Source organism: Devosia sp., assembly GCF_036676215.1.
Lineage (GTDB): Bacteria > Pseudomonadota > Alphaproteobacteria > Rhizobiales > Devosiaceae > Devosia.
Genome location: NZ_JAKFDJ010000005.1, coordinates 1 through 12938 on the forward strand (window position 1 = coordinate 1; position 12938 = coordinate 12938).

At 63.2% G+C, this 12938-nt stretch carries 14 protein-coding genes; 2 read left to right on the forward strand and 12 right to left on the reverse strand.

Annotation, left to right across the window (positions count from 1 at the left end; translation table 11 throughout):
- The 9 genes from V6M52_RS00325 to V6M52_RS00365 form a co-directional block, all read right to left on the reverse strand.
- Positions 1-819, reverse strand: an 819-nt coding sequence (locus tag V6M52_RS00325; protein WP_332698218.1) for a sodium/proton-translocating pyrophosphatase, incomplete at its 3' end; no start/stop codon positions are given.
- 167 nt (positions 820-986) lie between these two features.
- The gene (locus tag V6M52_RS00330) at positions 987-1316 is read right to left on the reverse strand and encodes a DUF167 family protein (RefSeq protein ID WP_332698221.1); all 330 of its coding nucleotides are present in this window, start codon (positions 1314-1316) and stop codon (positions 987-989) included.
- A gap of 5 nt (positions 1317-1321) precedes the next feature.
- Entirely contained in the window at positions 1322-1612 is a 291-nt protein-coding gene (locus V6M52_RS00335) for a YggT family protein (RefSeq protein WP_332689073.1), read from the reverse strand.
- Positions 1613-1956: 344 nt separating this feature from the next.
- Positions 1957-2565 carry a DedA family protein gene (locus V6M52_RS00340; protein WP_332698224.1) on the reverse strand — a complete coding sequence of 203 codons (609 nt, stop codon included), beginning with the start codon at positions 2563-2565 and terminating at the stop codon, positions 1957-1959.
- A 229-nt stretch (positions 2566-2794) separates the two neighbouring features.
- A complete protein-coding gene (gene typA / locus V6M52_RS00345; protein ID WP_332689077.1) occupies positions 2795-4609 on the reverse strand; it encodes a translational GTPase TypA in 1815 nt (604 codons plus the stop codon).
- 201 nt (positions 4610-4810) lie between these two features.
- Complete coding sequence (locus V6M52_RS00350) at positions 4811-5194, reverse strand: VOC family protein (RefSeq protein ID WP_332698227.1); 384 nt, start codon at positions 5192-5194, stop codon at positions 4811-4813.
- The gene (locus V6M52_RS00355) at positions 5191-5829 is read right to left on the reverse strand and encodes an RNA polymerase sigma factor (protein ID WP_332698230.1); all 639 of its coding nucleotides are present in this window, start codon (positions 5827-5829) and stop codon (positions 5191-5193) included. The genes V6M52_RS00350 and V6M52_RS00355 overlap by 4 nt, the downstream gene beginning before the upstream one ends.
- A 63-nt stretch (positions 5830-5892) precedes the next feature.
- A complete protein-coding gene (locus tag V6M52_RS00360; protein ID WP_332689079.1) occupies positions 5893-7989 on the reverse strand; it encodes a putative bifunctional diguanylate cyclase/phosphodiesterase in 2097 nt (698 codons plus the stop codon).
- 167 nt (positions 7990-8156) lie between these two features.
- Positions 8157-9383 carry an argininosuccinate synthase gene (locus tag V6M52_RS00365; RefSeq protein ID WP_332689081.1) on the reverse strand — a complete coding sequence of 409 codons (1227 nt, stop codon included), beginning with the start codon at positions 9381-9383 and terminating at the stop codon, positions 8157-8159.
- 130 nt (positions 9384-9513) lie between these two features.
- On the opposite strand from V6M52_RS00365, the gene V6M52_RS00370 reads away from it, so the two are divergent.
- Complete coding sequence (locus V6M52_RS00370) at positions 9514-9981, forward strand: Lrp/AsnC family transcriptional regulator (RefSeq protein WP_332689083.1); 468 nt, start codon at positions 9514-9516, stop codon at positions 9979-9981.
- Between the two features lie 50 nt (positions 9982-10031).
- Positions 10032-10679 carry a LysE family translocator gene (locus V6M52_RS00375; RefSeq protein ID WP_332689085.1) on the forward strand — a complete coding sequence of 216 codons (648 nt, stop codon included), beginning with the start codon at positions 10032-10034 and terminating at the stop codon, positions 10677-10679.
- Here V6M52_RS00375 and V6M52_RS00380 read toward each other — a convergent pair whose 3' ends face one another.
- The 3 genes from V6M52_RS00380 to rlmN all read right to left on the reverse strand — a co-directional run bounded on the left by V6M52_RS00380 (position 10680) and on the right by rlmN (position 12725).
- The gene (locus V6M52_RS00380; protein ID WP_332689087.1) at positions 10680-11054 is read right to left on the reverse strand and encodes a VOC family protein; all 375 of its coding nucleotides are present in this window, start codon (positions 11052-11054) and stop codon (positions 10680-10682) included.
- A gap of 64 nt (positions 11055-11118) precedes the next feature.
- Complete coding sequence (locus V6M52_RS00385) at positions 11119-11520, reverse strand: bleomycin resistance protein (protein WP_332698233.1); 402 nt, start codon at positions 11518-11520, stop codon at positions 11119-11121.
- The gene (gene rlmN, locus V6M52_RS00390; protein ID WP_332689091.1) at positions 11517-12725 is read right to left on the reverse strand and encodes a 23S rRNA (adenine(2503)-C(2))-methyltransferase RlmN; all 1209 of its coding nucleotides are present in this window, start codon (positions 12723-12725) and stop codon (positions 11517-11519) included. Before rlmN ends, V6M52_RS00385 begins: the two co-directional genes overlap by 4 nt.
- Positions 12726-12938: the final 213 nt, after the last annotated feature.

Below are 12938 nucleotides of genomic sequence, written 5' to 3' on the forward strand. Positions count from 1 at the left end.
GGTCACGACGCAGGCGCCGCCAATGGCCAGCGGCAGCACCATGCCCATGAGCTTGAAGGCATCGGGCAGGATGATGGCGGCCAGCACCATGGTGGCGACGATGGTCACCACATAGGTTTCGAACAGATCGGCCGCCATGCCGGCGCAATCGCCGACATTGTCGCCGACATTGTCGGCAATGGTGGCCGGGTTGCGCGGATCGTCTTCCGGAATGCCGGCTTCGACCTTGCCCACCATGTCGCCGCCCACGTCCGCACCCTTGGTGAAGATGCCGCCGCCGAGACGGGCGAAGATGGAGATGAGCGAAGCGCCGAAGGAGAGGGCGACCAGCGCATCGATGACGGTGCGGCCGATGGGGTCAAAGCCCAGCATCATGGTCAGCACCATGAAGTAGATGGTGACGCCGAGCAGGCCAAGACCCGCCACCAGCATGCCGGTGACCGCGCCCGACTTGAAGGCGAGATCGAGGCCCCGGCCGAGCGAGGAAATCGCCGCCTGCGCCACGCGCACATTGGCGCGCACCGAGACATTCATGCCGATAAAACCGGCCGCACCCGAAAGCATCGCGCCGATGAGGAAGCCAATGGCGGCATAGATGCCGAGCAGGAAATAGGCCGCGATGAGGATGACCACGCCGACCATGGCGATGGTGGTATATTGCCGCTTGAGATAGGCCGATGCGCCCTCGCGCACGGCGGCCGAAATCTCCTGCATGCGGGCGCTCCCGCTATCGGCGGCGAGCAATTGCTGCGTGGTGATCACACCATAAACGATGGACAGAGCGCCGCACACGACGATCAGCCAGAGTGCCAAAGTCATTAGATTAGTCCCTCTAGATGTTCTCCAGGGACTCATCGCAAGGCCCATGCCGGTCCTCCAACCAACAGCGGACCTGCCCTCCAAGAGCCCCCTCCAGGGGTGGAGATTAGCCAGATTGGGGGCTTAAGCAATGGATATTGCGATGCTTTGTCGCGGTGGTCTTTCCCTCAAGGGGAGAGGGACGACAACAGCGCGCTCAGACGAAAAAGGATGGCGCTGCCATCCCCCGCCACCGCAATCGTCTTGAGCCGGCTCGTCTCCCCGCTCACCACGCTCAGCGCCGATTTCGGCACGCCCAAAGCCTTGGCCAGCAGCGCGACCACGGCGGCATTGGCCTTGCCCTTGTCGGGCACCGCACTGACGCGGAGGCGCAGCACGGCACTGTTATCGTCGCGGCGCTCGACACCCTCAATGGCATCGCGCCCGGCATTGGGGGTGACGCGAACGAAAAGGCTCAGCCCGTTGGGGCTGAGCCGGTAGCATTTTGGATCATCCAACGGGATCAGAACACGTTGGGATAGATGTAATAGACGATGATCCGCTCGATGAAGAAGATGATGATGAACAGGATGATCGGGCTGATATCGAGGCCCGAGAAATTCGGCATGATCTTGCGGATGGGGCGCAGCACCGGCTCGGTGAGCTGGTTGAGCACGCGCCACAGGCCCTCGACGAACTGATTGCGCGTATTGATCACGTTGAACGAGATCAGCCAGCTCATGATGATCATGGCCAGGACGATCCACCAGTAGAGCTGGAGGATGAGAAGGATGATGTCGAGCACGGCGCGCATGGGCGTCTCCGGTTAGAGCGTTCGCAGCAAAAGGGGCTGCCGGTTTTGCGTTCGCGAACGCGGCAGAGGAATGATCGCGAAATATCTAATGGGTAGCGGGGCTTGCGGCAAGGGCGCCCCGCAAAAGCAGCAGGACCTCGCTCCGGTCGCACGGAACGAGGCCCCAATGACTTTGGATCCGGTACGCAATACAAACTCTCCGGACGGGAACTCTATTGCACGAAGCGTGCCAACTGCCGGAGGCAGGCAAACCGGGGGCAAGAGCTTAAAGTGTTGTCACCAGTCGCATTTTGCGCCGCCGCCTGCGTGGCAGAATGCGAGGAGTGTTGCAGAATGCGAGAGACCTAGGCTGCGGCCTTGCTTGGCTTCCAGGTGATCACCTTGACCAGGTAGACCAGCACCACCAGGCCCAGCACGATATAGCTCAGCGGATCGAGCACGACTTCGATGAGCTCGTAATGCTCGTGCAGGATATAGCCGGCCAGCGTCAGGATGGTGTTCCAGATCAGCGCGCCGGTGGTCGAGGCGAGCAGGAAGACGGGCAGAGGCATGCGGGCAAGGCCGGCCGGAATGGAGATCAGCGTACGGATGATCGGCAGCAAGCGGCCGAACAGCACGATGATCGGCCCGAAGCGGGTGAACCAGCCAACGGCCAGGTCGATCTCGTCGGCATTGAAGGCCATGAAGCGCCCGAACTTGTCAGCCAGCCGGCGCACGCGATCGAGCCCGAACAGCCGCCCGGCGAAATACCAGGGCAGCATGCCGACCACCGCGCCCACCGTGGCGGCAGCGATGACACCGAAGAAGTTGAGATCGCCATTGGCAGCGGCAAAGCCGGCAAAGGGAATGATCAGCTCGGACGGAATGGGCGGAAAGATCGATTCGGCCAGCATGACCAGGAAGATGCCGACATAGCCGAGATCGGAAATGGTCTGGATGATCCAGTCGGTCATGTTCTCTCTCCCGGTCGAGGATCGGGGCCAAACATCACCCCCTCCTAGCCTTGATCGCTCAAATCGCTCCACTGGAGCGATTTGCCCCTTCGGGTCGCTCGCAAGCCCATCAAGGGGGAGGTGTCTCTCCACTCTGTGGCGAGATCGAGTTCAACCCACCGGGCTGCACCTCCCCCTGATGGGGAGGCTGGGAGGGGGTGGGCCAGGCACACCGCCCTCCGGATAGGCCTTAAGCCGACTTCTGCGCCCGCATGTTGCGCTTGCGGTCATTGGGGTCGAGCCAGATCTTGCGCAGGCGGATCGACTTGGGGGTCACCTCGACATATTCGTCTTCGGCGATATAGCCGAGCGACTGCTCGAGGGTCAGCTTCTTGGGCGTAGTCAGGCGCACCGCTTCGTCCTTGGACGTGGTGCGGATATTGGTGAGCTGCTTGCCCTTGAGCGCGTTGACCTCGAGGTCGTTCTCGCGGGAATGCTCGCCGATGATCATGCCTTCATAGATGTCGACGCCGGCATCGATCATGATCGGGCCGCGGTCTTCGAGATTCCACAGGGCAAAGGCGACGGACTGGCCGGTGCCGTTGGAGATCAGCACGCCGGTGCGACGGGTCGGCAGATCGCCCTTGAACGGCACGAAGGAGTGGAACAGGCGGTTGAAGATGGCGGTGCCGCGGGTGTCGCTCAAAAGTTCCGGCTGATAGCCGATCAGCGAGCGGGTGGGCACCAAGAGCTGGATGCGGGTGCGGCCGACGCCGGACGGGCGCATGTCGGTCAGCTCGCCCTTGCGCTCGGTGAGCTTCTGCACCACGGTGCCGGTATGCTCGTCATCGACGTCGATGATGACTTCTTCGATCGGCTCATGGCGCACGCCGTCGATGTCGCGCATCAGCACCTTGGGGCGACCGATGGTCAGTTCGAACCCTTCGCGGCGCATGTTTTCGATCAGCACGGCCAGCTGCAATTCGCCGCGGCCAGCCACGTCGTAGGAGTCGTTGTCGTCGCCCGGCGTCACCTTGATCGCGACATTGCCTTCGGCTTCGCGCATCAGGCGCTCGCGGATGACGCGGGACTGCACCTTGTCGCCTTCGCGGCCGGCCAGCGGGCCGTCATTGATGCGGAAGGTGACCGACAGGGTCGGGGGATCGATCGGCTTGCTGGCGATCGGCTTGGTCACCGACGTGGCGCAGAGCGTATCGGCCACGGTCGAGGTCACCAGACCTGCAATGGCGACGATGTCGCCGGCTTCGCCGACGTCAACCGGAGTACGTTCGAGGCCGCGGAAGGCCAGCACCTTGGAGATGCGGCCCTTTTCGACTTCCTTGCCTTCACGGTTGAGCGTGTGGATGGGGTCGTTGGCCTTGACGGTGCCGGAGGTGATGCGGCCGGTCAGGATACGACCGAGGAAGGGGTTGCGCTCGATGGTGGTGACCAGCATGCGGAAGGCGCCTTCCTCGACGGCCGGCTCGGGCACATGCTCGATGACCTTGTCGAGCAGCGGGCCCAGATCGTCCTTGGGGCCTTCGGGCTCCAGCGCCATCCAGCCCTGCTTGGCCGAGCCATAGAGGACCGGGAAATCCAGCTGCTCGGGAGAGGCATCGAGCGCGATGAACAGGTCGAAGATTTCTTCGAGCACTTCCATGTGGCGCTCGTCGGCCTTGTCGATCTTGTTGATGGCGACGATGGGGCGCAGGCCCTGGGCCAGCGCCTTGCCGAGCACGAACTTGGTCTGCGGCATCGGGCCTTCGGCCGCGTCCACCAGGATCACCACGCCATCCACCATGGAGAGAATGCGCTCGACCTCACCGCCGAAGTCGGCGTGGCCGGGGGTGTCGACGATATTGATGCGGGTATCTTTCCAGAGCAGGCTGGTGACCTTGGCCAGAATGGTAATGCCGCGCTCGCGCTCGATATCGTTGCTGTCCATGGCGCGTTCTTCGACGCGTTCGTTTTCGCGGAACGAACCGGACTGCTTGAGCAGCACGTCGATCAGCGTGGTCTTGCCGTGGTCAACGTGGGCGATGATAGCGATATTGCGCAGCGACATATGGGGTCAGGCCTCTTTGGCATGATCCCAAAACCTTGGGCCGCGAAAGGGGCGGCGGCAAACGGCTGAACCATGCAGGAATAAACGCGCGCCGACACTCGCTGAAAGGCGGGATCGGTGCATTTGGCGCTGCCTTACAGGAAGATGGCGTTTTCCACAAGCGCAGGCGGCGCATCACTGGGTTGCGGCCGCCCGCCATGGTTACTTCAGCGAGCGCGGTAGCTCGCCCGATTGCCAGAGCCCGAGGCCAAAACCATCCGGGTCCAGAAAGTCGGCGCTCCAGCCCCCGGGCGCCTCCGAAACCGGCGTAACGATGGTGACGCCCTGCTCGGCCAGCGCCGCGACGATGTCGTCGATACCGCCGTCATCGACAGTGAAAACCAGCGCCGGCGTATTGCCGCGCACGCCGTCCATTTCAAAGAATACCAGGTCCGGCCCGCCCTCCAGCGTTCCCGAAAGCCAGAACGGCTCCGCACCCTCCATGCGGGTCAGGTCGAGCCCGAAGGTCTCGGTGTAGAATTTCTCGGTACGGACGATGTCGGAAACATAAAACACGATGCTGGCGCTCTTGGCCTTGAAGCTCATGGCGAGCCCTCCTTTGTGGTCTGCACCTGCAGTTGCCGCGGAGCCGTGTTTTGTGAGCGTTGCACGACAAAAAGATGTCCGTCGGGGTCATGGCTGGCCAACATGCCGCCATCGCGCAGCAATTGCGGCAGCAAGGCATCGCGGATGCGGCCATAGGCCAGGTTAAGGTTCAGGCCCGGCAGTTCCCCTGGCAGGGCGAAGCCGGCCAGCACCACGCGGCGCCTCAGCGCGGAGATGCGCTGGCGCAAAGCTTCGTCGGACAGACCGAGCAGCCAGGCAATTTCCCGCCTGTTGTGTCCGGACAGCGTGAGCGCGGCGACGGCCTTGAGGGCAGGCGGCAACGAAGCCAGCAGCGCCGCGCTGTCGGAGCCAGCCTCGATCGGCGGCGAGGCCGGCTGGCTTGCCTGCCACTGCGCCTCGCGGCGCCGGCGGCGACTGGCGCCCCGGGCGACCATGCGTGCCTGATTGCGGACCGTGCCGCTCAGCCATCGCGCGGTCTCAGGCGCGTCAAAATCGGTGCGGCCGGCCAGTATCGCGGCCATCAAGGCCTCCTGTACCAGATCGTCGGCAAGACCGGCGTCGCGACCTGCACGGCGGGCTATGGCACGGAGCTGGGCATAAAGACCTGGGCGCATGGGGCAAGTCTGGCAAACAGGTTACCGGAACGCAATCGCGCCCCCTGCCCAGGTGGCTCGACCTCAGGAGGCCCTTTTGCGGCCGACCTGGGATTTGACCGCGTCGGAATGCAGCAGGTTGGCCAGAGCGGCCGGCGGCAGCGGCGGGGAGAACAGGAAGCCCTGCACTTCCGAAACGCCGTGCGCCCGCACCATTTCAAGCTGTTCCTCGGTCTCGACACCCTCGGCCGTCGTCGACATGCCCAGCGACTGGCCCAGCCCGATCACCGCCTTGATGATGGCCTGGCTGTCGCCCCGGCTGGTGAGATCGCGCATGAAGGAGCGGTCGATCTTGATCTTGTCGAAGGGGAAGGAGCGGAGATAGCTGAGCGAGGAATAGCCGGTGCCGAAATCGTCCATCGAAATGCGCACGCCCATGGCGCGCAGATCATGCAGTGCCGTCAGATTGGTGTCGTTCTCGGCCAGCAGCAGGGATTCGGTGATTTCGAGCTCCAGCCGCGTTGCCGGCATGCGGGCTTCGCTCAGCGCCGACTTGACCAGGCCCACCAGGTCACGGTTCTTGAACTGGATGGGCGACAGATTGACCGCGACCCGCACATCGCCCGGCCAGGTCGCCGCCATCTTGCAGGCCTCGCGCAGCACCCATTCGCCAATGGCCACGATCAGCCCGGTTTCCTCGGCGATGGGGATGAACTCGGTAGGCGATATGGTGCGACCTTCATGGTCCCAGCGCAGCAGCGCCTCGACACAGGTGACGCGGTTTTCGGCCAGCCCCAGCAGCGGCTGGAACACCAGCCGCAATTCGTCGCGCTGCAGAGCCAGCCGCAGCCCGGCCTCGATCGAGCGGCGCGACTGTAGATCGGCATCCATGCCGGTTTCGAAGAAGTGGTAGGTCGAACGACCTTCGCTCTTGGCCTTGTAGAGGGCCAGATCGGCATTCTTGACCAGCGTGTCGGTCTTGACCCCGTCGCCCGGCCCCACCGCAATGCCGACGCTGGCGCCGATCTCGATCTGCTGGCCGCCGATATGCATGGGCGCGCCGATCGCCTTGATGATGCGATCGGCCACCTTGGCGGCGTCGGCGGCGCTGTCGATGGGCCGCATCAGCAGCGCAAATTCGTCGCCACCCAGCCGCGCCAATACATCGGTTTCGCGCGTCGTACCCCAGAGCCGGGCCGACGCCTGCTTGATGACTTCATCGCCCACCGCGTGACCGAGCGTGTCATTGACCGCCTTGAAGTGATCGAGGTCGATATAGAGCACGGCCGCCATTTCGCCGCGTGACAGCCCGGCCTCGGTCTTGGCCATCTGCTCGAGAAATTCGATGCGATTGGGCAGGTCGGTCAGCGCATCATGCCGGGCGAGGTGGCGGATGCGCGCCTCGTTCTGCCGCTGTTCGGTAATATCCTCATGCGTCGACACCCAGCCGCCATCCTTCATCGGATGATGCTGCATCATGATGGTGCGGTTGTTGAGCTCGTGGATATTCTTGCCATATTCGCGGCGCGCGATGACGTCGCGCCGCCAGGCGATATATTCTTCGCGCGTGCCACCCGCACTCATGCCCATGTCGAATAGATGCCCCAGGATATTTTCGAGCTGGGTGCCGGCCTTGAGCAGGTGGTCGGGCAGGTTGTAGATGCGCGCATAGGGCTCGTTGCAGATGACCAGCCGCCCCTTGGCGTCCATCATGCACAGGCCCTGGGATATGTTGTTGACCGCCGCGTCGAGGCGAATGTTCTGCCGCTCCAGCTCGAGCTTGCGCTTCTGAACCACCTCGGTACGGGCGATCTCGTCGGTGATGTCCTCATGCGTCACCACCCATCCGAGCGCCTCGGAATAGACATGGGCGGTTTCGATGATCCGCCCACCATGCACCACTTCCTGGCTCTTGGTGCGGGCGCCGTTGCGATTGGACAGCAGGTCGGCAGTGTAATTCTCGTAGAATTCCTCGGACGCCTGATCGGGATGGTTGCCGAGCTGGGCGCTGAGCTGCACCACCTCTTCCAGACTCATGCCGCGATAGATGGAGTCGGCGGGAAAGCCATAGATGTCGCGGTAATGCTTGTTCCACATCATCAGGCGGAACTGCGGCGACCAGACGCAGAAGCCATAGGGGATGTTCTCGAGCGCAGCGTCGAGCAGCAATGCTTCAGCCATCTCGCTCAAGCTGCCAGCGTCTACTGACTGCACCCACCATTCCCCCGTCATTGCGACGCAGCAGGGAAGCTAGATCGTTCCCGTTAACGAGCGATTAACTTCGGGCTCCGCAGGCCAATGCCCGCTTCCCGGCCCTCCCCCATGGAAAGGCCGGGCAAGGGGTCCGGTCAGCGGCTGCGCGCCTTGTGGTTGCGGGCAGCCCAGGTCTTGAGGCGCAGGCCGTTGAGGCGAATGAAGCCCTCGGCATCCTTGTGGTCATAGGCCACCGCGCCTTCTTCGAAGGTCACCAGGTCCATCGAGTAGAGCGAGTGCGGCGAGGTGCGGGCAATGACGCTGGCGCTGCCCTTGTAGAGCTTCACAGTGACTTCGCCGGTCACATAGGTCTGGCTCTTGTCGATCAGAGCCTGCAGCATGTCGCGCTCGGGCGAGAACCAGAAGCCGTTATAGATCAGCTCGGCATATTTGGGCATCAGCTCATCCTTGAGATGGGCTTCGCCGCGGTCGAGCGTGATCGATTCGATGCCGCGATGCGCCACCAGCATGATCGCGCCGCCCGGCGTCTCGTAGAGTCCGCGGCTCTTCATGCCGACAAAGCGGTTTTCCACCAGATCGAGCCGCCCCACGCCATGCTTGCCGCCCAGCTCGTTGAGCTTGGTGAGCAGCTCGGCCGGCGAGAGCCTGACGCCATTGACCGAGACCGGGTCACCCTTTTCGTAGCCGATGGTGATGATTTCAGGCTGATCGGGGGCCTTTTCCGGATCGACGGTGCGCTGCGCCACGTAGTCGGGCGCCGGCACGGCGGGGTCTTCGAGCACCATGCCTTCCGATGACGTATGCAGCAGGTTGGCATCGACCGAGAACGGGGCTTCGCCGCGCTTGTCCTTGGCGATCGGAATCTGGTTGCGCTCGGCATATTCGAGCAGCTGGGTGCGGCTGCGCAGGTCCCACTCGCGCCATGGCGCGATCACCTTGATGGAAGGATCGAGCGCATTGGCGGTCAGCTCAAACCGCACCTGGTCATTGCCCTTGCCGGTGGCGCCATGCGAGATCGCATCCGCCCCGGTTTCCTGGGCGATTTCGACCAGGCGCTTGGCAATGAGCGGCCGCGCGATCGAGGTGCCGAGCAGGTACTGGCCTTCATAGACCGTATTGGCCCGGAACATCGGGAAGACGAAGTCGCGCACGAATTCCTCGCGCAGGTCCTCAATGCGGATATCCTTGATGCCGAACATCTCGGCCTTCTTGCGCGCCGGCTCGAGCTCTTCGCCCTGGCCCAGATCGGCGGTGAAGGTCACCACCTCGCAGTCATAGGTCTCCTGCAGCCATTTGAGGATGATGGAGGTATCGAGGCCGCCCGAATAGGCGAGCACGACCTTTTTGATGTCTTTTGCCATGATGTGGTTTGGTCCCAGCGTGTCTGATTGGAACAATAGATCGGATGGGACGCAACAATCTTGCGAAAAAGTCACGCATGGATGATGTTGTGGCAGAAAACGCTGATTGAACACGCATTGAGAGCAGAAAATGCCAACAACCCTGGACCCCATTGACCGCCGTATCCTGCGCGCGCTGCAGCGCAATGGGCGGATGAGCAATGTCGAGCTGGCCAATGAGGTGGGGCTGTCGCCCTCGCCCTGCCTGCGCCGGGTGCGGCTGCTCGAAGAATCCGGCATCATCGATCGCTATGTCGCGGTGCTGGATGGCGCCAAGGTCGGCCTCGGCCTCACCGTCTTCGCCCGCGTCTGGTTCAAGACCCAGGATGCCGAGATCACCCATCAGTTTGCCGAGACGGTGCGCAACTTCCCCGAGGTCGTCGAATGCTATCTCACCACCGGGGAATGCGACGCCATAATGCGCATCGTCACGGCGGACCTGCACGCCTATTGGCGCTTCCAATCCGACTACCTGATGCGCATCCCCAGCGTGCAAAGCGTCAAGACCGACGTGCCGATGGAGACCATCAAGCGCAGCTATGAATTGCCGCTGCCCTAGGGGTCGGGTATCGCTGATCGACAGACCTGCCAAACCACCACGGACGCACCATGCCCTTTGTCCCCGATCTCTCGGTTATCCTGACCTTTGCCCTTGCAGCCTTTGTGCTGGCCGTCACCCCGGGGCCGGATATGGCGCTATTCATGTCGCGCACCATGAGCTTTGGCCGCCTTCACGGTTTCGCCGCGGCGCTCGGCACGACAACCGGCATAGCGGTGCATACCGCGCTCGTCGCTTTCGGCGTTTCGGTGCTGATCGTCACGGCGCCCGCTGCCTTCTGGGTGCTCAAGATTGCCGGCGCGCTCTATCTGGTCTGGCTGGCCATCCAGGCCATCCGCTCCGGCGGTGGCCTGCTGGTGACGAGGGAAGGCGGTGGCCGGCAGCCCAGCTTTGCCCAGAGCTATATGACCGGGCTCGGCATCAACCTGACCAACCCCAAGGTGGCGCTGTTCTTCGTGACCTTCCTGCCGCAATTCGTTTCGGCGGACGATCCAGCCGCGTCCGGCAAGCTGCTGTTCCTGGGCGTGGAGTTTATTCTGGTCTCCATCCCCATCGTCGTCGCCACGGTGCTGTTCGCCGAATGGCTGACGACGACCCTGCGCGACAGCAAGTGGGTCTCAAAGGCGCTGAACTGGAGCTTTGCTACCGTCTTCATGGCCTTCGCCGCCACCATCCTTTTGGCCGAAGGTCGCAAGTAATCAGCCGGGCCGCCTCTGGCTCATGAGCGCCAGCGGTCTTCCTTCATTGTCGGAAAAGAACGCCATCCATTCCTCGAGCCCATCGGCATGGCGATGGATCATCTGCGGCGCGCCGAGAAACGCCACGCCCCGCGCGCTCAGCTCGGCATGGCTGGCGTCGATATCGGGCACCCGGAAATAGATGATGTTGCTGTGGCTTTCGCCCGGCTCGGCGCTCAGCATCAGCCGCACGCCGTCGCAATCGAAAAAGGCCAGCGGGCCGAACGTATAGAGATGGGGCAGCCCCAGCACGTCGCGCCACCAGGCCTCGGCCGCGGCAATATCGGCAACGCTGCGGCTAAGCTGGCCGATAGCGCCCAATCCGGAATGGGTCATGCGGGTCTCCTCCCTGCGGATGGGCCGATATTACCATGAAAATCCGCCTAGGCAGCAGTCGGCCTCAGACCCTGGCGAAGAACCGCAGCAGATAGCCATCCGGATCCTGCACGCAGAATTGGCTTTGCGTGACCATGTCCATGCCAGCGGCATAGCTCTTCGTCTCAACCGGCTGGAACAGCGGCGTGCCGGCCTGCTGCAGCCGTGCCAGCATGGGCGACAGGCTGGCCACTTCGATCTGGAAATTGACGCCCCGGCCGAGCGGGCGATCCAGCGGTCCCGTGACCCAGTCGCGACCGATGCCGATCTGGTCGAGCATCAGGACCGCCTGCCCCAGCGCCACCATGGCGAAACCTTCCTCCGGCCGGCTGTAGCGGACCGAAAAACCCAGCAGGTCGCAATAGAACACCAGGCTCGGCGTCAGATCTGCAACGGAGAGTTCGGGGATCAGCGTCGGCGCGGTCATGCCCCCGCCAGCGCGTCGCGGTCTTTCTTGGAGAGCCGTTCGCTCTCGCTCTTGAGCTGACCGCAGGCGGCGAAGATATCGCGGCCGCGCGGCGTGCGCACCGGGCTGGCATAGCCGGCCTTGTTGACGATGTCGGCGAAGCGCTCAATGCGTGAGGAGGGCGAGGTGCCGTAATTGGCGCCGGGCCAGGGATTGAACGGGATCAGGTTGATCTTGGCCGGAATGCCGGCCAGCAGCCGCACCAGTTCACGCGCCTCGGCATCGCTGTCATTGATGCCGTCGAGCATGACATATTCGAAGGTGATGCGGCGGGCATTTGAAAGGCCCGGATAGTTGCGGCAGGCCTCAAGCAGTTCCTCGATCGGCCACTTCTTGTTGATCGGCACCAGCACGTCGCGCAGGTCGTTATTGGTCGCATGCAGCGATATCGCCAGCATGACGTCGATCTCGCGCCCGGTCGGCTCGATGAAGGGCACGACGCCCGAGGTCGAAAGCGTAATGCGGCGCTTGGAAAGGCTCATGCCGTCGCCGGCCGAAGCGATCAGCAGCGCCTGCTTGACGGCTTCGTAATTGTAGAGCGGCTCGCCCATGCCCATCATCACCACATTGGTGATGGCGCGGGTGCCATCTGCCGGCACGAGCCCGCCGTCATCAGGACGGCTGCCGCCCGGAAAATCGCCCAGCCGCTCGCGCGCCATCAGCACCTGGCCGAGGATTTCCCCCGCCGTGAGATTGCGCACCAGCTTCTGCGTGCCGGTGTGGCAGAAGGAACAGGTGAGGGTGCAACCCACTTGTGAAGAGACACAAAGTGTCCCGCGGTCCTGCTCGGGGATATAGACGGTCTCCACCTCGACCGGCGGATAGTTCGGATTGGCCGGGTCGCGGAAGCGGAACAGCCACTTGCGCGTGCCGTCGCTCGACACCTGCTCGGAGACGATTTCGGGGCGATCGAGAATGAAAGTATCGGCCAGCTTCTGCCGCACCGGCTTGGCCACATTGGTCATCTTGTCGAAATCGGTGGTGCCGTTGACATAGAGCCAGTTCCACAACTGGCTGGCCCGCATGCGGGCTTCCTTGTCGGCGGCGATGCCGGCCGTGGTCAACGCCTCGGCGAGCTGGGGCTTGCTGAGGCCGATCAGCGACGGCCGGCTGGCCGCGGCAGGCCGGATAGCGGTCGAATGGTCAAGGTTCAGCGCGATGCTCATGGGCGTCTACGAAAGGTCCAGAAAATGCGGGATTGGCGCGGCCAATAGCATATGGCCGCGGTTTAGGCAAAACTTCGAGCCTGCGCCGGGACAGCGCCCTCAGCTTGCATTGACCAGTTCGAGAGCCTTTTCCAGCAATTCGGGGGTCGCGGCGGCCACGACATCGCCGCCGGCGGTGGCTTCGCTGCCGTCCCAGCAGGCGATGGCGCCGCC

Coding starts and splice junctions, on each gene's coding strand:
- V6M52_RS00385 (WP_332698233.1), bottom strand. CDS start 11,520: ATGACCGCGCCGACGCTGATCCCCGAACTCTCCGTTGCAGATCTGACG.
- V6M52_RS00380 (WP_332689087.1), bottom strand. CDS start 11,054: ATGACCCATTCCGGATTGGGCGCTATCGGCCAGCTTAGCCGCAGCGTT.
- V6M52_RS00370 (WP_332689083.1), top strand. CDS start 9,514: ATGCCAACAACCCTGGACCCCATTGACCGCCGTATCCTGCGCGCGCTG.
- typA (WP_332689077.1), bottom strand. CDS start 4,609: ATGTCGCTGCGCAATATCGCTATCATCGCCCACGTTGACCACGGCAAG.
- V6M52_RS00355 (WP_332698230.1), bottom strand. CDS start 5,829: ATGCGCCCAGGTCTTTATGCCCAGCTCCGTGCCATAGCCCGCCGTGCA.
- V6M52_RS00350 (WP_332698227.1), bottom strand. CDS start 5,194: ATGAGCTTCAAGGCCAAGAGCGCCAGCATCGTGTTTTATGTTTCCGAC.
- V6M52_RS00360 (WP_332689079.1), bottom strand. CDS start 7,989: ATGGCTGAAGCATTGCTGCTCGACGCTGCGCTCGAGAACATCCCCTAT.
- V6M52_RS00375 (WP_332689085.1), top strand. CDS start 10,032: ATGCCCTTTGTCCCCGATCTCTCGGTTATCCTGACCTTTGCCCTTGCA.
- V6M52_RS00365 (WP_332689081.1), bottom strand. CDS start 9,383: ATGGCAAAAGACATCAAAAAGGTCGTGCTCGCCTATTCGGGCGGCCTC.
- rlmN (WP_332689091.1), bottom strand. CDS start 12,725: ATGAGCATCGCGCTGAACCTTGACCATTCGACCGCTATCCGGCCTGCC.
- V6M52_RS00340 (WP_332698224.1), bottom strand. CDS start 2,565: ATGACCGACTGGATCATCCAGACCATTTCCGATCTCGGCTATGTCGGC.
- V6M52_RS00335 (WP_332689073.1), bottom strand. CDS start 1,612: ATGCGCGCCGTGCTCGACATCATCCTTCTCATCCTCCAGCTCTACTGG.